The 23,661-nt window shown below is 43.6% G+C and carries 19 protein-coding genes and 2 pseudogenes; 5 read left to right on the top strand and 16 right to left on the bottom strand.

The window, feature by feature from the left end; all coding sequences use genetic code 11:
• Positions 1–20 precede the first annotated feature (20 nt).
• The 3 genes and pseudogenes from tnpA to ACFQNG_RS04035 form a co-directional block, all read right to left on the bottom strand.
• Positions 21–308, bottom strand: a pseudogene (gene tnpA, locus ACFQNG_RS04025) (IS200/IS605 family transposase); the annotation flags it as partial.
• Positions 309–506: 198 nt separating this feature from the next.
• Complete coding sequence (locus ACFQNG_RS04030) at positions 507–704, bottom strand: hypothetical protein (protein WP_379863573.1); 198 nt, start codon at positions 702–704, stop codon at positions 507–509.
• A 398-nt stretch (positions 705–1,102) separates the two neighbouring features.
• Positions 1,103–2,056 carry a carbon-nitrogen hydrolase family protein gene (locus ACFQNG_RS04035; RefSeq protein ID WP_379863575.1) on the bottom strand — a complete coding sequence of 318 codons (954 nt, stop codon included), beginning with the start codon at positions 2,054–2,056 and terminating at the stop codon, positions 1,103–1,105.
• Positions 2,057–2,212: 156 nt separating this feature from the next.
• Here ACFQNG_RS04035 and pdxR point away from each other — a divergent pair, with 156 nt between their 5' ends.
• Together pdxR and ACFQNG_RS04045 are read left to right on the top strand one after the other, a co-directional pair.
• Complete coding sequence (pdxR, locus tag ACFQNG_RS04040) at positions 2,213–3,646, top strand: MocR-like pyridoxine biosynthesis transcription factor PdxR (protein ID WP_379863577.1); 1,434 nt, start codon at positions 2,213–2,215, stop codon at positions 3,644–3,646.
• Positions 3,647–4,490: 844 nt separating this feature from the next.
• Positions 4,491–5,468, top strand: a complete 978-nt coding sequence (locus tag ACFQNG_RS04045) for a bile acid:sodium symporter family protein (protein WP_379863579.1) — start codon at positions 4,491–4,493, stop codon at positions 5,466–5,468.
• Between the two features lie 268 nt (positions 5,469–5,736).
• Here the strand turns inward: ACFQNG_RS04045 and ACFQNG_RS04050 are convergent, their stop codons facing one another.
• The 5 genes and pseudogenes from ACFQNG_RS04050 to ACFQNG_RS04070 all read right to left on the bottom strand — a co-directional run.
• Entirely contained in the window at positions 5,737–6,744 is a 1,008-nt protein-coding gene (locus tag ACFQNG_RS04050) for a FecCD family ABC transporter permease (protein ID WP_379863631.1), read from the bottom strand.
• A gap of 2 nt (positions 6,745–6,746) precedes the next feature.
• Positions 6,747–7,778 (bottom strand): FecCD family ABC transporter permease, encoded by a 1,032-nt coding sequence (locus ACFQNG_RS04055; RefSeq protein ID WP_379863632.1) that lies wholly within the window; start codon positions 7,776–7,778, stop codon positions 6,747–6,749.
• 35 nt (positions 7,779–7,813) lie between these two features.
• The gene (locus tag ACFQNG_RS04060; protein WP_379863580.1) at positions 7,814–8,761 is read right to left on the bottom strand and encodes an iron-hydroxamate ABC transporter substrate-binding protein; all 948 of its coding nucleotides are present in this window, start codon (positions 8,759–8,761) and stop codon (positions 7,814–7,816) included.
• Positions 8,762–8,846: 85 nt separating this feature from the next.
• Positions 8,847–9,662, bottom strand: coding sequence for an ABC transporter ATP-binding protein (locus ACFQNG_RS04065; protein ID WP_379863581.1), 816 nt, complete (start codon positions 9,660–9,662; stop codon positions 8,847–8,849).
• A 285-nt stretch (positions 9,663–9,947) separates the two neighbouring features.
• Positions 9,948–10,406, bottom strand: a pseudogene (locus tag ACFQNG_RS04070) (RNA-guided endonuclease TnpB family protein); the annotation flags it as partial.
• 318 nt (positions 10,407–10,724) lie between these two features.
• On the opposite strand from ACFQNG_RS04070, the gene ACFQNG_RS04075 reads away from it, so the two are divergent.
• Positions 10,725–11,144 (top strand): ferritin family protein, encoded by a 420-nt coding sequence (locus ACFQNG_RS04075; protein ID WP_379863634.1) that lies wholly within the window; start codon positions 10,725–10,727, stop codon positions 11,142–11,144.
• A gap of 739 nt (positions 11,145–11,883) precedes the next feature.
• Here the strand turns inward: ACFQNG_RS04075 and ACFQNG_RS04080 are convergent.
• Both ACFQNG_RS04080 and ACFQNG_RS04085 read right to left on the bottom strand, forming a co-directional pair.
• Entirely contained in the window at positions 11,884–12,825 is a 942-nt protein-coding gene (locus tag ACFQNG_RS04080) for a sporulation protein (protein WP_379863583.1), read from the bottom strand.
• The gene (locus tag ACFQNG_RS04085) at positions 12,825–13,529 is read right to left on the bottom strand and encodes a thermonuclease family protein (RefSeq protein WP_379863584.1); all 705 of its coding nucleotides are present in this window, start codon (positions 13,527–13,529) and stop codon (positions 12,825–12,827) included. Before ACFQNG_RS04085 ends, ACFQNG_RS04080 begins: the two co-directional genes overlap by 1 nt.
• 349 nt (positions 13,530–13,878) lie before the next feature.
• On the opposite strand from ACFQNG_RS04085, the gene ACFQNG_RS04090 reads away from it, so the two are divergent.
• A complete protein-coding gene (locus ACFQNG_RS04090; protein ID WP_379863585.1) occupies positions 13,879–14,559 on the top strand; it encodes a serine/threonine protein kinase in 681 nt (226 codons plus the stop codon).
• Between the two features lie 98 nt (positions 14,560–14,657).
• Here the strand turns inward: ACFQNG_RS04090 and ACFQNG_RS04095 are convergent, their stop codons facing one another.
• Complete coding sequence (locus ACFQNG_RS04095) at positions 14,658–15,647, bottom strand: tyrosine-type recombinase/integrase (protein ID WP_379863586.1); 990 nt, start codon at positions 15,645–15,647, stop codon at positions 14,658–14,660.
• Positions 15,648–15,649: 2 nt separating this feature from the next.
• The gene (locus ACFQNG_RS04100; protein ID WP_379863587.1) at positions 15,650–16,966 is read right to left on the bottom strand and encodes a hemolysin family protein; all 1,317 of its coding nucleotides are present in this window, start codon (positions 16,964–16,966) and stop codon (positions 15,650–15,652) included.
• A gap of 715 nt (positions 16,967–17,681) precedes the next feature.
• Between ACFQNG_RS04100 and ACFQNG_RS04105 the strand changes: the two genes are divergently transcribed.
• The gene (locus ACFQNG_RS04105) at positions 17,682–18,593 is read left to right on the top strand and encodes a sporulation protein (RefSeq protein ID WP_379863588.1); all 912 of its coding nucleotides are present in this window, start codon (positions 17,682–17,684) and stop codon (positions 18,591–18,593) included.
• A gap of 245 nt (positions 18,594–18,838) precedes the next feature.
• On the opposite strand, the gene yhbH is transcribed toward ACFQNG_RS04105, so the two are convergent.
• The 4 genes from yhbH to trmL form a co-directional block, all read right to left on the bottom strand.
• Positions 18,839–19,984 (bottom strand): sporulation protein YhbH, encoded by a 1,146-nt coding sequence (gene yhbH / locus ACFQNG_RS04110; protein ID WP_379863590.1) that lies wholly within the window; start codon positions 19,982–19,984, stop codon positions 18,839–18,841.
• Between the two features lie 40 nt (positions 19,985–20,024).
• Positions 20,025–21,923, bottom strand: a complete 1,899-nt coding sequence (locus ACFQNG_RS04115; protein ID WP_379863591.1) for a PrkA family serine protein kinase — start codon at positions 21,921–21,923, stop codon at positions 20,025–20,027.
• A gap of 251 nt (positions 21,924–22,174) precedes the next feature.
• Positions 22,175–22,915, bottom strand: a complete 741-nt coding sequence (locus ACFQNG_RS04120; RefSeq protein ID WP_379863592.1) for an HAD family hydrolase — start codon at positions 22,913–22,915, stop codon at positions 22,175–22,177.
• Between the two features lie 234 nt (positions 22,916–23,149).
• Complete coding sequence (gene trmL, locus ACFQNG_RS04125; RefSeq protein ID WP_379863593.1) at positions 23,150–23,614, bottom strand: tRNA (uridine(34)/cytosine(34)/5-carboxymethylaminomethyluridine(34)-2'-O)-methyltransferase TrmL; 465 nt, start codon at positions 23,612–23,614, stop codon at positions 23,150–23,152.
• Positions 23,615–23,661: the final 47 nt, after the last annotated feature.

Here is a 23,661-nt window from a genome sequence, read left to right on the forward strand (position 1 = left end):
ACATAGCGTTTAATGATTTAGTGTTTAAATTCTTGTCTCAGTCTTCTTGAAGTCACTCCTTTCACTTTTGCCATGATATCCGATGGTGAATGAGCGGGAAGACCGTTCAATAACAAATGACAATGATCAGGCATGACTTCCATAGCGACAATCACCCGTTCATTCTCTTCACCAATTTCGGTCACCCGTTCCTTGAATCGCTCTTCTACTTGATTCACCCGTACTTTTCTTCGATAGCGCGGACAGAAAACAAAATGATAGTTGATTAAAGAGACCGTTGTTCTTGTTCTTCTGTCGTCTTGTTCCATATCCAGATCCTAACCGTTCGATCCGTAAACTGCAACATCAAAAGATAAAAAATAGTTGCTCTAAGCATCCCCTTTATGGGGATACCGAGCAACGCCGTCTTTCATCCCACGATTGAAACCGTGGGCTTTCAGCCGGCAAAAATCTCGTAAAACAAACATGTTTTTGTAATACACAAAAACATAATCCTAAGTGTTGCCCTATACTAGATAAACGTATAAGAGACCGATGACGGAGGCGATGATATAAATAATCGACAGCAGAATGATCGTTTTCTTTCTGCTCCGGTTGTAATGTTCATTCGTCGTCTGTGATTGGGTTGCTCCCAAGCGAAAAGTGGTGAAAAAGGCGAAAATGATCAAAAAAACACAAAGTAAGATAATACCCGTGATCAACATCGCAACAAACTCCTTGAAATAGATTTTGTGATATTCCTTTTAAACTCCATCAACTCTTGTGGGGTTCTGCAATAATGACAACTCTCGCAACTCCGCTTCATCTTTCACTCTTTCTTGTCTGATCCATTTTAAGAAAACCAGACCAATCGCTGTAATGTAGACAATCTCCTGCATAAATCTTCATGATTACGCCACCTAATTGCTGGTCGTGAATGGGACTCATGATTGGAAACATTGGCGACATGTCCATATAAGCTTTGAACAGGACTGAATAAAAAGACTTGAAAGAAATCCCGGCTAGACATGGAAAAAACCAACCTTCATCTCATCTGTTTTCAACGTCGATATTCCATCCATTTCCAATGGAGGCGAAAATGAACGTGCGGTTCCGACCACATTCATTTCCACTTCACATTCTCTTTTTTCTCTTCATTGACAAACAACTGAAATATATCTGGTCTTGAATAATGCCCAACCACATCAAAATCAAATCGGCTATAAGCTAACCTGCGCAAATCAAGATCAGCGATGAGAATTTCCTCGCAACCATAAACAGGTTCTTTCACATATTCACCCAAAGGCCCGATTATCGCACTCCCTCCACTGCACATCTCGTCGGGAAATGACTCCAGTTCATCATAGCAGGCCAAATCAGTGGGGTACATATCCTTTGTGACATATTGATTGCAAGATAAAACAAAGCATCTTCCTTCTACAGCAATATGGCGGATGGTGGATTGCCACACATCTCGCGCATCTGCCGTGGGGGCTATATAGATTTGTATCCCTTTCGCATACATAGCCGTTCTTGCCAAAGGCATATAGTTTTCCCAACAAATCAACGCGCCCATTTTTCCGAATCGCGTATCCAGGACTGGCAAAGTGCTTCCGTCTCCCTCCCCCCAGACAAGCCTCTCAGAAGCGGTTGGTTTTAATTTCCGATGCTTGCCAAGCAGGGTTCCATCCGGTCCAAAAAACAGCACCGTACAGTAGAGCGTTCCCCCGCTATACTCGTTGTCTCTTTCTATCACACCGATGACGAGATAAACACCCGCCTTTCGCGCAGTTTCTCCTAGCATATCGGTTGTTTCACTTGGCACGGCAACGGCATTTTCCCAATAGCGAAGCCAGTCTTTTCTTCCTTCGGGAGAACGGCTTCCGATCCGCGTTCCAAAGGTGAGACCCCGTGGGTAAGCCGGAATGAACGCTTCAGGAAAAACAACAATGTTCGCCCCTTTTTCCGCTGCTTGCCATGTTAACGAAATCGCCTTTTCCGTACTTGCCGCCCGATCCATGATAACGGAAGCAGCTTGGACAACAGCCACTCTTACGGTATGATGTTGATTGACCATTTTCCCCCTCCTTATTTAGGGATAATGAATGAATGCAGGTGTGTAATGATCATGATAAGGCAAAGAACACAACCTGTAATCATCCAATTGGATGATTCTTCAATCATCCATTTATCATCATACCAACAAACGAAATAGTCTGAGGTGAATGTTGGAATGGAATGGAAAGTGAATCGTAGTGGCGACAAGCCTCTTTATCAACAAATAGCCGAATTCATTGAACAAAAGATTGCGTACGGTGAGTTTCCTCCAGGAAGCTTGCTTCCTTCGGAACGTAAATTGGCTGAACTATTAAACGTCAATCGCATGACGATTGTTCATGTTTACGAGGAACTCCAAGCATCGGGTTTAATAGAAAGAAAACAAGGAAGCGGAACGTACGTCAGCACACACAAATGGGGAATCAGGCCAAGCGTTTACACAAACTGGAAAAAGTATGTTGAAGGAGGCTCATTTTTACCGACGTATCCCTTGATCAGACGTATTCGAGAAGAGGCCAAGCGGATGGAAAACGGTTTCGATTTGGCTAGCGGCGAATTGTCAACCGACTTATTTCCCGTTCAAGCTCTACAATCGGCTTTTACTCAACAAACCATTCCTTGTGATTTGGGATATGAGCATCCGCAAGGACATTTGGCTTTACGAGAGACAGTAGCCAACCATGTGATGACCTATCACAAAATCAATACAACCAGTTCTTCTGTTCTTATTACCTCAGGGGCTCAGCAAGCTCTATATCTCATTACCCAGTGTCTGCTCAGTCCGGGCGATGCCGTCGCGATTGAATCCCCTTCTTACTACTACTCGCTTCCACTGTTTCAATCGGCTGGTTTGCGCATATTTGGTTTACAGGTGGATGCCGACGGGATCAACCCCGACGATATCTTGGCTTTACATCGCAAACATCGAATCCGCATGATTTTTGTAAATCCGACATACCAAAATCCGACAGGCACTGTGCTTGCAGATATTCGAAGGCAAAAAATGTTGGAGATTTCAGCGGAATTGGGCATTCCAATCGTTGAGGACGAACCGTTCAGCTTGCTTTCTTTCGAAGATCAGAAACACGATCCAATAAAATCTTTTGATCAGAGCGGCAACGTCCTGTATATCGGGTCCCTTTCCAAGGTGATAGCCTCCGGTTTGCGAATAGGTTGGCTCATTGGCCCCCAATCGGTCATTAACCGCTTAGCCGATGCCCGGCAGCAAATGGATTTTGGGCTAAGCGTTTTTCCCCAGCTATTGGCGAATCAGTTTTTACAATCAGCCGATTATCCGGATCATCTTCAGTACCTCCGCAAACAGTTGATGGACAGACGCAATCTCATCATGTCTGCTTTGCGTGAGATATTGCATGGAAAAATTGAATTTACGACACCAAAAGGCGGACTTCACCTATGGTGTAAAATAAACCAAGAGGTTGATGACCAAAAACTCGTTGAGGAGGGAATAAAAAACAAAATCCTGTTTATGCCCGGAAGCGTGTTTGGTGCCCCAAATGGGTACGTTCGTTTCACTTATGCTCGATTAAGGCAAAAATCCATCATGGAGGCGATTTCGCGGTTTGCCGAAGCTTTGTCTCGCGTGTAATGTTTTTAGTCCCGCCAGTTCATAAAGCTTCCAAAAAGATTACATACGACAAAAGAACCTTCTGGTGCGCGGCCTGTTCCTTCACTGCCCATTTGTTCCGTACTCATAGAACCCCGCACTCCCAAACGAATCATGGCGAACGCGCAAAGAAAAACCAAAAAACAAGAAAACCCTTCAGCTTCTACCCAATAGGCCCATCCGCTGAAGGGGAAAATTCGACATCTTCTTTTTTGGCTACCACTTACTTGATCTTTAAATACAATGGTGGTTCAAACGTTGGAACAGCCTTTTGCGCATCATGCATGTTGATCACATCCGGGATTTCGTTGTTCAACGATGTCTTACATCAGTCCTCTAAAATCGTCTAACGTATCGTACGTATAACCACATGAGGAACTTTCCCTATAGCATGGCGTATGACAATGGTGCCTCATCATTTTTTTGATGTACTTACATGCCTTTTTACAATGATAATAAGCTTTGTGCATGTAATAATCCTTCTTGTGCGGTTCATGTGGCATCATTGGCGGATGCATCATTGGCGGATGCATCATCGGCGGGTAATGCATGGGATATTTGCGTTCCAATTTTAACAACCCCTTTATGATCTTGATCTATATGCAATATACGGAAGGATATCCATATTTGCTCTAAGTCGATTGCCTATGTTTGCGAATTTGATCATTAATGGGAAAAGGCGATTGGAAAACCCACCCGGGAATTTTCCTTGGATGGATGGTTGCAACGAAAAAAGTCTGGTCATAACATATATATATCTGGCAGTCTATATAGAAGGAGAACTTTCTTTTGTAGCAAAGGGTTCACCTACCTAGAGGAGGTTATTATGATAATTATCGAAAAAATCAGTTCGTTAGCAGGAAAAACATTTATGTTATGGGTCATGCTTTTTTCCATTATTGCGTATGCTTCCCCTGCCAATTTCATATGGATAGGAGAATATGTTGTTCCCTTATTAGGAATCACGATGTTCGGGATGGGACTTACATTGTCCGCAGCAGATTTTAAAGAAGTATTTCGTCGTCCTAAAGATGTGGCGATGGGTGTGGTGTGTCATTACATTATCATGCCCGGATTAGCGTTCTTATTAGCATGGGGATTAGATTTGCCGCCGGAAGTGGCTGTCGGTGTGATTCTAGTCGGATGCTGCCCAAGCGGAACGGCATCCAATGTTATGGTGTTTCTGGCAAGAGGAGATGTCGCTCTTGCCGTGTCCATTGCGTCCGTTTCAACAATTCTTGCACCAATTGTGACACCGTCGCTTATTTTGCTGCTTGCAAGTAAGTGGGTAAATATCAATATGTGGTCATTATTTGTTTCTATTATTCAAGTGGTTATTATTCCGTTAGCCCTCGGATTTATAATTAAGAGGTTTTTTGGCAAACAAGCAGAGGCGAGCGCAAAAGCATTACCGCTCGTATCAACCATCGCGATTGTCATGATCGTAGCCGGTGTAGTAGCGGGCAGTCAGGCTAAGTTGGCTACCACGGGTCCGTTAATTTTTGCTGTCGTAATCTTGCATAACGTGCTTGGTTTTTTGCTTGGTTTTTTCCTTGCTCGCCTGTTTGGAATGGATTTGGCAAAACAGAAGGCGGTGGCAATGGAGGTAGGGATGCAGAATTCCGGATTAGGCGTAGCGATTGCGACGGCTAATTTCTCACCTCTGGCCGCTGTTCCGAGTGCGATTTTCAGTGTGTGGCACAATATATCGGGTTCTATTCTTGCATCTATTTTCAGCCGGATGAAAGAACGCGTTTCACGATCACAAACTGAGCAAGAGGAAATATTCAAAGTAAATTCCTAAAAAGAGGTTCGTCTGAAAACTCTTAATTATCCTTTGATGCAAGTGCTTATTTGAAGGAGCTTCAATCGTGGAGAGGTTAATTAACGGCGATTTAATATGAAAAACACCATTCTTTCTATTGATTTATAGAGAGAATGGCGTTTTTTTCATTTTAGGGGGATTGATTTGCTTTGGCTGTTGAATACATAGCCATAGGTCGGGAATCCGGATTCATCACCGTAGCATCATACAGCCCCTCGTTTTCCATCTGAAGCTCTTCCTTTTGAAACTATTTTTTTGCCATCAAGTACAAAAAATATGGAGCACCGATGATTGTAACGACAATTCCAGCAGGAATACCGCTAGGGTCTAATATGACCCTTCCGATGGTATCCGCAGCAAGGAGCAAAATAGCTCCGAGCATAGCTGCTATGGGAAGGAACGCCTGATGACGAGGTCCCACCAAGGCCCTTGCGATATGCGGAGCCATAAGGCCAACAAAGGCGATACCTCCGCTGACTGATACAGAAGCTGAAGAAAGAGCCACCGCGATGAAAATAAGGATTCGCCTTTCCCTCTCCACATGGACTCCTAAACCTACAGATACATTTTCATGCAAATTCAATGCGTTTAGTACATTTGACTTGGCTAAAACAATAGGGAGGAGCAAAAGAATCCACGGAAGTAAAGCCAAAACAAACGTCCAATCATTTCCCCAAATTCTTCCCGCCATCCAATTGGCAAAAAAATCATACTCCTCACGTTCCAAACGGGAAGTCAGGGTTAAAATGGCGCCGTTCATGGCCGCTGCTATCCCCACACCAATTAAAACGAGCCTAGTCGGGTCAACACCCTCCCCTTTTTTATAGGCCATGATATAAATGAAAGCGGCAGTTAATATTCCTCCCATTAATGCAAAAAGGGGAAGGACGTATAAAAAATTTGTCGACTCTGCGGTAAATAACATAACATAAAAAACCACCATCAGCCCTGCACCCGCATTAATTCCCAAAACACCCGGATCTGAAAGCGGGTTTTTGGTAATGCTTTGCAAGATGGAACCGGAAACGGCCAGTCCCATGCCAGCAAGAATCGTAATGATAATTCTTGGGAGCCGGAAACCATATAAAATCAAATTTTCCTTGCCGGTGCCCTGTCCTAAAATGGTACGCCCCAATTGGGCAGGAGATAAAGAGACATATCCAGTCGCCACACTGATCACAAACATCGCCAGAAGCAAAACCAAAGCTGATATCATGGTTAATCGAACTTTCTTGAGCTGATCTGCATTTATCATGTTCATTTTCTTCCTCCCTTTCGGGCGAGATAAAGGAAGAAAGGAACGCCAACCATCGATACGATTGCGCCCATTGGGGTCTCAAATGGAGCATTTACCATTCTCGCAGTTGTGTCGGCAAGAACCATGAATACACTTCCAAATATGGCTGAACACGGGATGATCCAGCGATAATCCGTCCCAACCAGAAAACGGACGATGTGAGGTACCATCAATCCAACAAAAGCAATAGACCCAACTAGGGAAACGGCAGCTCCGGCCAGGATCAGCACAACCGTCATAAGGATTGCTTTAGTCAATAAAGTCCGCTGTCCCAACCCTTTTGCCATTTCTTCACCAAAGCTGAGAATGGTTAACCCTTTGGAAAGCATGAGCGCCATAATCATTCCCACAACAACCACTGGAAAAATAAGTTTCAATTGGAGCCAGTTTGTTCCTGAGACACCTCCAGCCGTCCAAAAAGCAAGATCCTGGGATAGTTTATAATATAGGGCCAACCCTTCCCCTAAAGCGGATAGCAATGCCGAGACGGCCGCACCCGCCAGAGTAATGCGAATGGGAGCCATTCCTCCCCGTCTCAAAGATCCCAGACCAAATACCATTCCAGCTCCTATTCCGGCACCAATAAAAGAAGCGAACATGACTGATAAATAACTGGCGCTTGAGTGGAAAGCAAATACGCACGCAAGAGCCAGACTAGCGCCAGCGTTTAGACCAAGTAAACCGGGATCTGCGAGGGGATTCCTCGTCATTCCCTGCATGATGGCTCCGCTAACCGCAAAGGCCGCCCCCACGATTGCCGCTCCCAGCTCCCTTGGCAGCCTGATGCTGACAATAATTTGATCAGCTTCCCTGGTGGAATCATAATTAAAAATCGATCTCCACACAGTTAGAAAATCAATATTGGCAGCGCCTACTGAAATAGCCAACACAATACTGCCTACAAGGAGTATGAATCCTAAGACCAATATGGATGTACCGATTGCCGGTCGGGAATAAACTTTATTTTCTGTTGTCTGTGTGTTTTTGGTCATCATCATAAGTTTTATTCCTTTATTAGGCTTGGAAATCATTTCCCTTTGGTCAGTGCATTAACAATGAACTCCATTTCTTTTTCAAGGGAGATCGGATCATTAAAATAGAAGGACTTTGAATCAAAGGGTATGACGTTATTCTTTTGTACTGCTGGTATTCCTTTCCACACATCCGTTTCCATGAATGAGTTATCCGTTGTTTCAGCTCCTTCACCAACAAAAATGTAATCGCCCGCGTATTGTGGAATCACCTCTGCTGAAATCGCTTTGTACCCAGGACCAAATACATCTTGTTCCACCTTTTTGGGAGCTTTAAGGCCAAGAGCCTGATAGATCACCTCTGTTCCACGCCCCCAATTCTTCCCATATACATACAGGTCTTTCCCAAATGTTTCAAAGACCGTGGCGCTAGCGTCTTCACCAATCACTTCTTGGACTTTTTTCTTCGCTGCTTTCGCTTTCATTTGCCACTCTTCCACCCATGCTCTCGCTTCCTTTTCTTTACCGACTAATTTCCCTATTTCAATATGCTGTTCTAGATAGTTATATTTGTCGTAGGTAAAAGAAACTGTTGGAGCAATCTCGGAGTATTTCTTAATATTTTTATCGTTTGAATATGTGATGATCAAATCGGGCTCCAATGCCAAGAGCTTCTCTAAGGAATCAGTGGTTATCACTTCTACATCATCCAACTTGCCTTCATAGAATTTGTTCCCCTTTGGCCATTCGTTGACAGCGATGGGTGTAATACCCAGTTTCAATAGATTTCCTGCATAGGTTGCCGCCAGCACGGCAATTCTTTTCGGTTTGGCAGGCACTTCAATATCACCATTTTCAGAATGATAAATTCTCGTTTTTGGTGAAGAATTACTTTCGGTGCCGGAATTCGTTTTGTGGCCCGTTTGACCTCCACAACCCGCCAACAAACCGACTAAAAGAACTGCAATCAAGCGTAGAAAAAATGATTGTTTGTGTATCTTCATTGCTCTCATCTCCAATTAAATATCAATAATAAATATCATTATCAATTAAATGTCAAAAAAATAAGATATTATCCACATAAAATATTTATATAGCCATTTCTTCCATTGCATGAGACCTGTTGATTAAATCATAAGTGAGGCATATCGGTTTTTTTGTTCTCGGGTCTGTGCCAATCTCAGCATCAATGTGGAAGACACTTCTAAGAACCTGGGAAGTCATTACCTCTTCCGCAGTTCCTTCCTTGATGATTTCACCTTCTTTCATGGCCACAATATGATCAGCGAAACGGGCTGCATGATTTAAGTCATGAATCACCATAACAATGGTACGTTTTTCTTTTTCGTTTAAGTATTTCAGTAGCTCCAAGATCTCCAACTGATGTGATAAATCAAGATAGGTTGTCGGCTCATCAAGAAGAATGATATCCGTTTCCTGGGCTAACGCCATGGCAATCCAAACTCTCTGCCTTTGGCCTCCTGAAAGGGCATCGACCGCCCTGTCCCTGAAGGTGGAAATACCCGTTACCTGAATTGCCCAATTGATTGCTTCTCGGTCTTTATCCTTCAACTTTCCCATCCCCTTTTGATATGGAAACCTTCCATATGAAACTAACTCCGCAACGGTTAGTCCCTCTGGGGCATCAGGCGACTGGGGCAAAATGGCCATTTTTTGCGCAATCTTTCTAGTAGACTCTTTTATGATTTCTTTTCCATCCAGAAACACGGCACCAGATTTTGCGGCAAGTATTCGAGCCACTGTCTTCAAAACGGTGGATTTACCGCAACCATTTGGTCCAATAATAGCAGTAATCTTCTCATCAGGAATGGTTAAGTTTAAATTTTTAACAATATCATGGTCTCCATAGGCTATTCTTAAATTCTCGGTAAAAAGCCTGGACATGTTTTTTCCTCCTACATATCTTTTCTAACAAACTAAATAGAGGCAAGGCATTTATATGTTCTAGAATGAATGTCTCATCTTTTCCTTAATCATTAATCCCTAAACTTTCCCAACAAAACAATCGATAATGATTATCAATTTCGATGTTATTTTATTTAAATAATAGCGTTATGTCAATAGGTGTAAAAGGCTATAAACAATTACAGACGCCATGATTCCACTCCCCATGCCTAAAGGCAGGGGATTCTTGGGTAATCCCTTCCACCGAAGAGAACTTAACCAAGCTTAGACCGCCAGTCCAGCGGCAATGAGTCTTAAACCTTCTTGTAAAATGTTTATCGATGCGTTGATATCTCTGTCATGGTTTGTGTGACACTCTGGGCATGTCCACTGTCTGAGGTTGAGATTTTTTACGTCCTTGTTTCTGTAGCCACAGTTGGAACATCGTTGGCCAGATGGAAAGGTTTTTCCGACTTTGACCATGATTCTTCCATACCATTTAGCCTTATACTCCAGCATGGATACAAATTCAGACCATGACGCAACAGTGATTGATTTAGCTGCGTTGTGGTTTTTAATCATGTTTCTTACCTGTAAGTCTTCCAGACAGATGACTTGGTTTTCGTGAATCAGTTTGGTAGACAGTTTATGTGGAAAACAATGTCTTGCATTAACGATCTTTTCGTGGATTCTAGAAATCTTGATCCGTGCGTTGTTCCAATTGGAACCGCCTTTTTGACGGCGTTCAAAACCGTCTTTTGGATGGAGACATGGGTTTGGCGGCCGCTCCCAAAATGTTTTCCCATTCGCTTCACTTTATCCATCAGCGCACATGAGAATAAGGTTTTCCACTCATTAATGACTTGAAACAACTTGTAAATAATCTTCACAGGGACAACACCTTTCCTCATTCATGCAGATAGATGTTTCGCATAAAGATATGCACCCTATAGACCCTTGCGTCATACGATGTATCATCTGTGAGTAAAGGAGCGGAAAAATGGAATGAACTATCTTTACCCATCCAATGCAATGCGACCGATGATCCATGCGAATGGGAATATGTATCAAACAAACCCGGCCTATGCCATCCCATTGTTAAAAGAAGCGGTCAAAGATGAAAGAACGGATGAGTTATTTTACGATTATTTGATTCAACATGCTCCATCCCAAGAGGACAGAGAGATCATTACATCCATTCGGAATGATGAAAGAAAACATCGGAGGATGTTCAGGAAGATGTACTACTCTTTGACAGGACAAACCATTGAAGGCGATGAATCCGAACCCTTTACTCCTCCTGCTTCTTATTTAGAAGGATTACGGCGCGCCATCTTCGGGGAGTCGGGGGCTGTTGAACTCTATAGAAAGATTTATTTTACGATTCCTGGAAAAGCCTTTAAAAACATGGTGTTTGAGATTATGACCGATGAGCTTAAACATGGAATTCGATACAATTACCTTTATGCGAAAAATAAATAACCTTAGCACAGATATGAAGCAAAGAGGCATGTCCCATCTCCGGAAGCCTCTTTAATTCCTTTCATCCTGTTTATCTCTTTGCTTTTCTCAGGGCCAATAGGCCTTTACTTCCTGTAAAAAACAAAACTTGTAGACTACCAGCAGATCCTAGAAAAACTTTAAATGGGATACATGTTCCTTTGAATTGCTTTCATCACGTCATCACCCTCTTCCTTTTCATTTTTCACAAAGGACTGTGGAGTTAAAATCCATTGTTCCAATCGAAAGAGTGATTCTGGTGAGTATCCACATCTAAAGTGACTAAACTTAACCATAAAATTTTCAAGCGCATCAGATGCAAAGAATAGCTATTCTTGAAATTTGTCTTCTGAAGAAAAAAAACTATGTGGGTTAACCATTATATATTTACTTGAATAATCAATGTACTTTGCTTAATTCAAAAAACAATACTTCTCTTAGGGCTGTCAGTCTTTCAGCATTATTAACCTTTTTTATAAAATCTTGGTCTAAAATTTCGATAGGTGTTTTTTCTTTTGATAAATGGTTCACCTGATTTTCAGTTCATATAAGCTTTTAGTCACGAGTTAACGCCTCAAAGAAGCCGACCTTCCAATTCCAATCCTCCCATTACAATCTGTCCTATACCTATTAATTATGTCCAAAAAGAACAGTTCAAAAAACGAACGATCATAAAACAAAGCGATGAGTAACCCTATAGGGTTATTCATCGCGCATTAAATCAATCTTCATCTTCAAAAAAACCTTCCAATCCTCCATCGTCATCATCACCGTCGTCATTATCTAACATTTCGTTAACCACCATTGCCCCTACGACTCCAGCCGCAAATCCCCCAACAGCCCCAGCCATACCCGAAGAGTGGTGTCCATGACCATGATGGGAGTGACCATGATATGAGTGGCCATAATGAGAGTCATGATGATAATCGGTATGCGCATATTCAGCCATTTCCTCTAAAATCCTTTTTAGTTCACTGACCAACCCATCTTCGGATTCCAATAGGTGATTGGGGATAAATACCTCCCGTTTCAGTTCTTTTTCATGCCCAAACGAGATGAGATCCAATTCAAGCAACAACCGAACACCATCGGGTTGCACCGCTACAACAAATTCCAATTCTTCTGCCTTTCCTTGTAAGAAGTCAGTGGGAAAAAATGCAAACTCCTGCACGTGTCCATTAAACTTGCGGGAATCATGTTTCTCCCTGAATCCCAAATGGTTTAATGCATTCAATACTTGCTGTAAAGATTGGGGACAAAGGATTTCTATGTAGTCCCGATCCTTTTGGTCAATACCGCCCGCAATATCCAATTCCGTGTTGAAAAAGTAGGTCACATAGTGCCCTGAAATCATGAGATCATAAGGCAATTGACATTGAAATGGGAATTCTTTGTATTCCCCTGGATGAATAGTAAAGGATTCGTAAAATGGGATGGACGTAACCGCATGAACGTATTCCGTTTCATCATAGCGGATGACGACCATCAATCGAACATCAATCTTGTTTATTTTTTGTTCGGCCGCTCCGCCTTGGATCACCAATTTTCCTTCAGCAACATCCCCAAGCTGAAATTGATTCCTGTTAAGTATCAAATCCACCTTTGCTGCCCCTTTACCAAATCGGGCCATCAAATCTTTGAACAATTGGTTCACCTTCCCCATTATTTATAAGAATTCCAACACTCTTTCACTTCACTGCGATGCCGATTTGTTTTCATGGCATCTTGCTCGGAATAGAAGTAAATGAGGTTTTCCGGCTTAATGTCTTTGACAACATGACAGCCGATGGGATGGTAGACATCGCCATTTTTACTCGCAACAAAGATATTTCCCTCTTTTTCTAGCGACTCCACCTTAAAGCCATCTTTTTTTGTGTAGTCATCCCATTGCCAAATCCCTACTTTTTTGCGCTGTGCCTCTTGTTCCGCTTTTTTCAGCTCATCCAGATATTTGGCGTCAGGTTGGTCCACATAAGCGATGCGAGCAAATCCTTCCTTCACCAGTTCTTCCTGCAATAGCTTTCCATCCACAAGCACATAGGCAAGGAATCGACCATACTTGTCCCTCTTGGTCTCTTCTTTTTCCAACTCGATTTTTTTCGCTTCATTGATCAATTTCTTAGCAAATGCTTTTGCTTCATCTCCAAGTGGCTGTTTTCCGATTTCAGGATGATTGGTTTCTGGTGTATCGACCAGCAACAACCGGACTGTCTCCTCTTTTTTCTTCATTTTGACTTTAATCGTGTCCCCATCCACTACTGTTACCGATTGTTTTGATACTTCTGTTCTATCTGCATCTCCACAGCCCGCGACAATCAACAGCGCCAACAACAGGCCCCACACAGCAAATTTTCTCTTAGCGGCCACTACCCATTCTCCCCTTTTCATGATGTCAAGGCACATTTGTTTCCAGTTTTATTTCTTTTCCAACTTACCATACTCAAGCACAAAAATCAAATTCGGTAAAGAAAACAAAATTCGGTAAAGTTATTTGGAAGTCAACATATACAAAGTAAAGGTTTTATTCACCTTACTAAACACACTCATTTCACACAAATTTCAAATTCAACATACATCACTAAAATCTAAGGCTCAAGTTACTGTTGCTATTCATACGTCTTAAAATCACCTTTTTTCTTTACCGAATACAACTTGTTTTTTTTACCGAATTCTATAGAATGAGATTATACGAAAACTAAAATCAGGGGAACAGGTAATGACAGAGGAAGACAACTTTACGAATATCATTCTTAATGACCTTAAGGACATTCAGATACAGACCCATGACTCCAACATCCTGGCCAATATATCTTATCTGCCACCAAGTTTCACTTTAATCGGCACCGGTACTGACGCCATTGTTGTGCGTCACCGACTTGAGCCAAAAAAGGTGTACAAAATTTTTTCCAGTGACACCCTCCACTTACTGGAAAAAGAACATCATGCCTATAAAAAGCTGACACCCTCCCCCTATTTCGCCACTTGTTATGGACGAGATTCTAATTTTCTCATCCTTTCGTACGAACCGGGATACACCTTATACGAATGTTTGGAGCTCGGAATTCCTATACCCGAATCAGTAATAGATGAAGTGAATCAGGCAATTCAACATGCAACAAATTGCGGTCTTTATCCAAAAGATATTCATTTAAAAAACATCATTTTGCAAGAAAAACACATCAAGTTGATTGATCTTGCCAACTTTTTGGAACCAGGGCAGGATCAACGATGGGACCATTTAGTGGATGGGTACAGACGTTTTTATCCATTTCTCCAAGGAAAGAAAATCCCCGGATACATCATCGAAAAAGTAAAGCATCTTTACTTGAACGGCGAATCTGAATCTTGTGTCTTTGATTATGTTCAAAAACTACTTCAGTATCTAAAGATCAAGTGAATACAAGGAATCACAATAATTGAATGGCATACAACTAAAATCCCCCATAAAATAGCCAGTGTTTTGGCTATTTTATGGGGGATTCAAAGAGTGTTCGTCTATGCGTTCAAATACCTCTTTGTTGTTTCAATGCTGGCATGACCCGCCAACTTGGATACCTCTTTTAGATCCAAGTTGGCTTCTATGAGTCTGCGGCAAAATGTATGCCGTAAGGTATGTGCTGAATATTGATCCAACCCGATATCTTGAAAAAACTTTTTGATTAAATAATGAATGCCTTGTCTCGTCATCCTTTCATTGAGTTGGGAAAGAATGACCGGCCCTTCTTGCTTCTTTACATAGGGAATCCATTCTGTCAGTGATTGGGTGAGCAACTCGTTCATCGGCACCGTTCGCGTCAACTGATGCTCATTTTTTATCTGGATTAAGCCATCTTCCCAAAAAATTTGATCCCAATCCAACTGAACTATTTCTGAAACTGTAAAGCCAGCCTCGATCATTAAGTGCACGATACAAAGATTACGATGCCGTTTCCAACTGTTTTTTTCGGATTTTACCCGTTCAAGCAGCTTTTTTTCTTCTTCCGTTGTTAACCAAGAATGTGAAGGATGATGGGACTGTACTTTGGGTACCTCAACCCCCAACAAAGGATTATGATCTACAATATTATTTTCAACCAAAAAATTCCAATAAGATTTTAATGAGGCCATTCGTTTGTACACGGTGGAAGGAGACAGCTTCTCCAACTGCAGCATTTCATTTTGCCATTCGATGATATGCTTGGACATCACTTGATCAGGACGAAAGTTCATTTTATATTTACAGCTGAACCAAGTGTAGAAGATCAAAACAGCCGCTAGATACTCATCAATTGTCCGCTGTTTTCTACCCGTCTCTGCCAACCATTTGCAAAATTCATCAATAAAGTCTCCAAATACGCTGAAATCCATGGTTATCACCTCACTTGTATCCTTTATTATACGAGTTGAGAAAATGAAGCACAACTCATTCATCATTTGACATGCAAGGTATATCTCAATAGAAGGATGAAATAAAAACAGGAGCCATTGGCGCTCCTGTTTTATCACTGTTAATCATTATTTTCTTTTGTTGGCACAAGCGTGTCATTCTTCTTAACCAAGATACGCGAAATTCTTAATTCATCCATCTCAACCACTGTAAAAACCCATTCACCAAGGGAAACTTGGTCTCCGATTTTCGGCACTTTTTCCAATTGAGAAAAAAGCCATCCACCAATCGTATCGTTGTCTTCATCATCAATTTCAAGATCAAAGTGATCATTAACGTCTTCAATCAATAATCCCGAGTCAATCGATGTTCCCTCCGGGCTTTCTTGAATCGCTGGTTTCTCATCGTCAAACTCATCTTGGATTTCACCGAAAATCTCTTCAATGATATCTTCGGTTGTCACCAAGCCTGAAGTTCCACCGAATTCGTCCACCACAATCGCCATTTCCATTTTCCCTTTTTGCAGGTTTTTCAAGATATCTTTTACTTCCATTGATTCAGGCACCACAATTGCTGGGCGAACCATCTTCGTTAAATCGGGCGTACCCCCTTCGGATATCACTTGGTAAACATCCCGGATATGGATAATCCCTTTGATATCATCCTTATCGCGGCCACATAATGGAAAACGGGTGTGGTTGGTATTCTTTATGATCTCGAAATTTTCTTCAAATGGTCGGTCTTCATATAAGCAGGACATTTTTACCCGTGGCACCATCACTTCACGCGCAACCCGCTCGGTAAAATCAAACACATTATCAAATAAGGCCAATTCAACTTGGTCTATCATACCACTCTTATAGCTTTGGGCAATAAGCATGCGTATTTCTTCTTCTGTATGAGCTTGGTGTGATTCGTTAAATTCAACACCAAAGAGTTTAAGGGCTAAATTAGCTGCGCCATTTAGCACATAGATAAACGGTTTAAATAGGACATAAAACCAGTTGAGTGGTGCTGCCGTCCATAAAGTGGTTGTCTCTGCTTTGCGAATGGCCAACGATTTGGGAGCCATCTCCCCCAATACAATGTGCAAAAAAGTAATAATTGAGAAAGCAATGGCAAACGCAATCGTATGAATCGCCCACTCCGGCAGACCAAAATAAGCAAGTGCCGGCTCTATCATCTTAGCAATCGCCGGTTCCCCAACCCACCCAAGTCCAAGTGATGCCAACGTAATCCCCAATTGCGTCGCCGACAAATAGGCATCCAGTTCTGCCAAAACCTTTCGGGCCACTTTCCCTCTGCGACCTTCAATCTGAGCAATTCGCGTCGCTCTTACTTTCACAATCGCAAATTCTGCGGCAACAAAAAAGCCGTTTAACAATACTAAAAAGATTACAAGCAAAATATTAAAGGCATGACCTATGACGCCTTCCAAATTGAGTTCCTCCTGTTAGCTCAAAAATATTTTTTTCATCATTATATCGAAAGATGAGAAATAAATACCTTGGTAAAAAATCAACCCTTTATAAATTGACTAAAAGTTATTTCAAAAGTCGTTGATGAGCGGAAAAACTTTTTTCCGACGAGCGCCGATGGACAAGTGAAGCGAATGGGAAAACGGTTTTGGAGCGATCGCAATAGCCATTTCTCCAGCCAAAAGATGGTTTTGAAATAGCTTCTAACAAAAGCTTATTGATTTCTTCTCAAACTTTAGTAAACAGTTACTATCTCACAAGCAGCACTGCACCAACCCAAGATGAACTTAATTTACCTTATCAAATATACCGTCATAACACAAAGCCCAAAATCAATATATAATCATCAAAAACAGAAAGAGAACCTTGCATTTACTTCTACTAGAACTTAATATCACTCATTTTTATTTACCGAATAATTATTCGACTTATTTATTTTACCCAATTTATACTGAACTCCTGAGACCCCAGACAAAAGCCAAGTTATCATGTGGGGACTGAAAGGGATGTTTTTTATGTGTGCTAAGTGAACTTTCCCCTTCCCCACAATATCCCACTTGCCTTCACAAAAAACTTATTCCATCTATACAATTTGGACACATTTCTCAGCAACCATCTAAGGTTACAATATGATTAGTTGATACTTTATTTTTATAGGAGGCTCTCCCAACCAAAATGGTATTTAAAAAGTTTATGGCTAAGTTAGGCAAAGGTTCCGCCCAAGTCGATCTTGTTCTCGATAAACAAGAATACAAACTGGGCGAACAAATCAACGGAGAATTATTCATTCAAGGTGGTACCATTGAACAGGACATCAACAAAATCGACATTGATTTTTTGATGAGCGTCCGTATAGGAGAACACGAGCAAACGATTTTGATCAATCGCTTTCCTTTTCATGAACCCTTTAAAATCAAACCATCCGAAAGAAAGTCGTACTCTTTCTCTTATGAATTGCCGCAAAATCTGCTTCTGTCCGGCTATTCCGTTTCTTACTACTTCATCACACATTTAGATATAGCCGCTGGTGTGGATTCAACGGACCGCGATCCGATTGATGTCCTTCCTCCCGATCGCTTCCAAAACATCTTAAAAGCTTTCGACAAGCTTGGCTTCTGTGAGAAATATGGCTCTCGTTCGTTTGACGGACATATGCAGGAATTTGAGCTGACCCCCACTTCTTTACTCAAGGACGATGTAAAAGAAGTGGAGTTTGTTGCGGCTATGGAAAAAGCAGGCATTCATTTGTTGTTGGAAGTGGATTTGCGTACATTCTCCGGGGAAAAAGAAGTGAAACGGGAAGTATGGCTTGACAATGAACTTCTCAACAATGAATCGGAGCTAGTTAATCATCTACAGCATATCCTCTTTGAAATGGTAAACGAGCCAGGGTTTTATCACTATGATAAAGCAAAATTCCACCACAAAGTTTCTCGCTTGCCGGGCGCGATTGGAGCCTTTGCCATCGGACTCATTGCCATGGAGTTGTTGGACGAAGCGGTGGAAGAAGTGGCTGAAGGGATCTTTGGTGAAGAAGAGCAAGAAGGCCTCTTTGATTTCTTTGGCGGTGAAGAAGAGGAAGATTGATCATAAAAAAGGCTTGGGAATCGACCCCAAGCCTTTTCATTTATGCCCATGGCTACGTCTCCAATCTCGTCTTCCATCAACAACCGATCGCGTATCCACAAAAGGAAAGCCACTCTACTCAATAGAGTGTAAAAGGAAAATCGCCTCCTCAAGTCTGCGCTTGAGAAAGCGACCTTTCTTCATAAACCTGAATGGAAAGAAATCGACAAGTTTAAAATTGAATTGTTTCCTCTTATTTAGCCCCTTTACGCTTCCTTCTTTCCAAAGAAATGCTTCAACGCCTCATACACTTGCGCTTTCTCCTTGATCACGAAGTAAGAGAACCGATCCTCTTTCAAATGCCGATACGCCGACATCAACGTACTGTTCCGATTATATTGGTTCACTTCTCCATAGCCGAAGATGTTGGCGCGTTTGAGGATTTCCTTGACCAGGCCGACACAGCGTTCGTTGTCGGAGCTGAGGTTATCCCCGTCGGAGAAGTGGAACGGGTAGATATTGTATTGGTCTGGCGGGTAGTGGGCGTCGATCACTTCGAGGGCTTTGCGGTAGGCGGAGGAACAGATGGTTCCCCCGCTCTCCCCTTTGGTGAAGAAGGCTTCTTCGCTGACCACTTTGGCTTCGGTATGATGCGCGATGAAGACGATCTCGACGTTTTCGTACTTGGTCCGCAGGAAGCGAACCATCCAGAAGAAGAAACTGCGGGCAATATATTTCTCAAAGATGCCCATGGAACCCGATGTGTCCATCATGGCGATGACGACGGCATTGGAGTGGGGGACGACGACATCCTCCCATGTCTTGAAACGCAAGTCATCATCGGAGATGCGAATCTTCTTGTGGCCTTTCAGGGCGTTGCGCTTGATGGCGGAGAGCAACGTGCGGCGCTTGTCGATATTGCCCATCAGGCCTTTCTTGCGAATATCGTTGAAGCGGATATCTTCGGTGGTGATTTCCAGCTGTTCTTTGCGCTCGAGGTGGGGCAGCTCCATTTCGGCGAAGAGCATGCCTTCCAACTCGGCGATGGAAATTTCCGCTTCGTAATAATCCATTCCAGCTTGATCGCCGGCCCCCTGTCCTTTCCCCGGTCCGGCTTGGCCAGATTCCTGCTCTTTGCCCAGGACATCGCCGACTTTGCTGTCGCCGTTGCCCTGGCCGACGTGCTTGCCTTTGTTGAAGTTATAGCGGAAGCGGTACTCTTCCATGGAGCGGATCGGAATCTTGATGATCTGTTGCCCGTCGGACATGATGATGCTTTCTTCGCTGACCAAGTCAGGCAGGTTTTTGCGGATGGCTTCTTTTACTTTCTCTTGGTGTCGCCGTTGGTCTTCATATCCTTTGCGGTGAAGCGACCAGTCTTCCTCAGACACGCTGAAGTGGGGGTGTGACATGACTTTCACCTCCCATATATGTCTCGATGACAACCCAACCTTACCGGTTCAAGAGACTCCCGACATAACGGAGCAACTCATTGGCACTCGCCGGCGTGTACCCGTAATCTTCGACCAGGCGATTGATCACTTCGTTGATTTTCTTCAATTGGTTTTCGTCTGGAGTTTTGGTGGAGGTCGTGATTTTCACCACGTCTTTCAAGTCGGCGAACAGCTTTTTCTGAATCGCTTCTCGAAGGCGTGGATGCGTGTTGTAGTCAAAGCGTTTGCCTTTGCGGGCATAGGCGGAAATGCGGATGAGGATCTCTTCGCGGAATGCTTTTTTGGCGTTTTCGGAAATGCCGATTTGCTCTTCGATCGAGCGCATCAGTTTTTCATCTGGCTCCAGCTCTTCACCGGTGATCGGGTCACGAATCTTTTGCCAGTTGCAGTAGGCTTCAACATTGTCAAGATAGTTGTCCATCAAGGTTTTGGCAGATTCTTCATACGAGTAGACAAAGGCTTTCTGCACTTCTTTCTTGGCGATTTCATCATATTCTTTGCGGGCGATGGAAATGAAGTTGAGGTATTTCTCGCGCTGTTCCGGGGTAATGGATGGATGTTGGTCAAATCCTTCCTTGAGGGAGCGCAAGATGTCCAATGCACCGACAAAGTTGGCATCCGTTTTGATTAATGCGCTGGAGATGCGGTTGATCACATAACGGGGGTCGATGCCGTTCATCCCTTCATCCAGATGTTCGTTGCGCAGTTCTTCCATATCGATGTCAGCCATGCCTTCGACTGCTTCCCCATCATAGAGGCGCATCTTCTTGAGCAGGTCGACACCTTGTTTCTTGGATTCTTTCAGGCGGGTCAGGACGGAGAATATCGCGGCGGCTCTGAGTGAATGCGGAGCGATGTGGATGTGGGCCAAATCACTTTGTTGGATCAATTTCCTGTAGATGTTCTCTTCCTGGGTCACACTCAAGTTGTACGGCACGGGCATCACAATGATCCGCGATTGGAGCGCTTCATTCTTCTTGTTGGCAATGAAGGCTTTGTATTCCGTCTCGTTGGTGTGCGCCACAATTACTTCATCGGCGGAGATCAAAGCGAAGCGTCCTGCCTTAAAGTTCCCCTCTTGCGTGAGCGAAAGCAAGTTCCACAAGAACTTCTCATCACACTTCAGCATCTCTTGAAACTCCATCAAGCCACGGTTGGCTTTGTTTAGCTCCCCATCAAACCGATAGGCCCGCGGATCAGATTCGGAACCATATTCCGTGATGGTGGAAAAATCGATGCTCCCCGTCAAGTCGGCGATATCCTGCGATTTGGGGTCAGACGGACTGAACGTCCCAATCCCGACACGCTCATCTTCGGACAGAAGCACCCGTTCGATAATCACATCTTCAATGCGTCCGTCATATTCCTCTTGCAACCGGAAGCGGCAGGAGGGGCAAAGATTGCCTTCAATGCGCAAGCCAAACTCTTTCTCAAACTCAGGGCGGAGTTCACGCGGAATCAAGTTGAGCGGCTCTTCTTGCATCGGGCATCCCCTAATGGCATAGAGAGCGCCATCCTCCGTACGCGAATACTCTTCCAATCCCTTTTTCAACATGGTGACAATGGTGGATTTACCTCCACTGACAGGCCCCATCAGGAGAAGGATCCGTTTACGCACATCTAGACGACGTGCCGCCGAATGGAAGTATTCTTCGACCAGACGCTCAATCGCGCGCTCCAGTCCGAATAGCTCCTTGCTGAAGAAAAGATATTTTTTATTCCCTTGAGAGTCGGTTTCAACACCGGCTTTTGCGATCATGTCATAGACTCGAGAATGCGCGGTTTGAGCCACTCGGGGATTTTTCTTAACGATATCCAGGTATTCGGCGAAGGTTCCTTCCCATTGAAGTTCTTTCTCTCGGTTTCGATACTCGGCAATGCGTTTGAGAATGTCCATGGAAAGCCTCCTCTCCTGCGGTCAAGCGACCAAACAAGGAGTTTGATTTTTCTGATAAAACTGCCTAAGCGGTCCCCTGGTGACGACAGATATCTGTTTCGAGAGAGTAAAAGGCGATATTTATAGCATATATATGCTACAGATAGAAAGTTGTTACTTCTATTTTATCAAATAATAAAGGAAAAAGATAGAAAAACCTTGGAAAAAATCCAAGGTTTTTTGAAATGAATTTCGTCATTCATGTAGATGATTCAATTCGCCAACTTGACATCTTGGGCGAAGACGCCTTTGCCTTCACGAATCGCCGCCAACAGCTCTTCCGCGGTTCCTTCCATATCGAAGGGGTAGACCGGCCGGCCACGGTCAATGCGATGTTGATGAAGATAATATGTTTTCATGCCGACGGTGGATGCGACCATGTCTTCTTGCATGTCGTTGCCGATCATGACGCATTCGTCGGGCTGAACGCCCAGCCGCTTCGCCACTTCCAGATAGTACTTGGGTTGCGGCTTGCAAAAGTGCATCTCTTCATAGACGGTGACAACTTCAAATGGCAAGTCGTCGACGCCCGCCCAGCGCATCCGCTCATGGATCGCTTCTTTGGGGAAGACCGGGTTGGTCGCCACGGCCACTTTGTAGCCTTTGTCCACCGCCGCTTGCACCACTTCACGCATGAGTGGATTATGGCCGACATGGCCTTTCAACTTAGGAAATTCATCACGGTAAAATCGATCAAAAATAGGCCAAATGTCCCCTTTGTTCAGACCGCAAAGTTGCAGGAAGACGCGTTCAAACACTTGTTCATTGGTTACGTTCTCATCCACGTTTTTGATCATTTCCTCAGTGGCGTGCCAGATCATTTTCACCAGCTTGTCCGGAGGAATAAGGTGCGCCACTTGCGGGGCCAAGGCACCTAAATATATTTTCACAAAAGCCTCCGTATCCATGGGAAGCAACGTTCCATCCAAGTCAAATAAGCACGCTTTGATCATGCCTGTTCCCTTCCTTTAACGATTGGTATATTCTGTCCGGTCAGTTCCCGTCTTTCTCCGTGCCCTTGCCGCCATGCTGCAGTGGCGTTGGATAACGGAGGAGATGAATGCCAATCAACCTTTTTTGAACTGACTAGTCAAACTAAATCCGCCAGGCCCATCCCGGGCAGGGTCGGGCGTTTCGGCGTAGCATGCGCCTATTTCCCGGGCCAAGTACTTCCTCTGTTCCTTTTTCTATCTAAGCCCCGGGAAATGGATTTGCCTTAAGCCTTCATACAAGATAATCGCGGCCGAGTTCGAAAGGTTCAGCGAACGTGTTTCCGGCTTCATCGGAATCCGAATCAGCGTTTCCTCATGGGCAGCCAGGATGTCCGGCGCCAATCCTTTCGTCTCTTTGCCGAACACAAAGAAATCCCCCGGTCGGTACTGAAACTCCGTATGGGCTTTCTTCGCTTTGGTCGTTGCACAAAAAAAACGCCCCTCTGGATACTTCTCTCTTAATTGGGCAAAGGAATCATGATATTGGATATTCAACTCATCCCAGTAATCCAACCCGGCCCGTTTTAATTTGGCATCATCGATTTTGAAGCCGAGTGGGTGCACCAGGTGCAACTGCGCACCCGTCACGGAACAGGTCCTGGCGATATTCCCGGTGTTTTGTGGGATTTCTGGTTCCACCAACACGATATGAAACGGCACAGTGACATCCCTTCCATCTTTCTAACTCAGGTTCTTCCTATTATTTT

The sequence above is a fragment of the Laceyella putida genome (genome assembly GCF_042665195.1).
Taxonomy (GTDB): Bacteria; Bacillota; Bacilli; order Thermoactinomycetales; family Thermoactinomycetaceae; genus Laceyella; species Laceyella putida.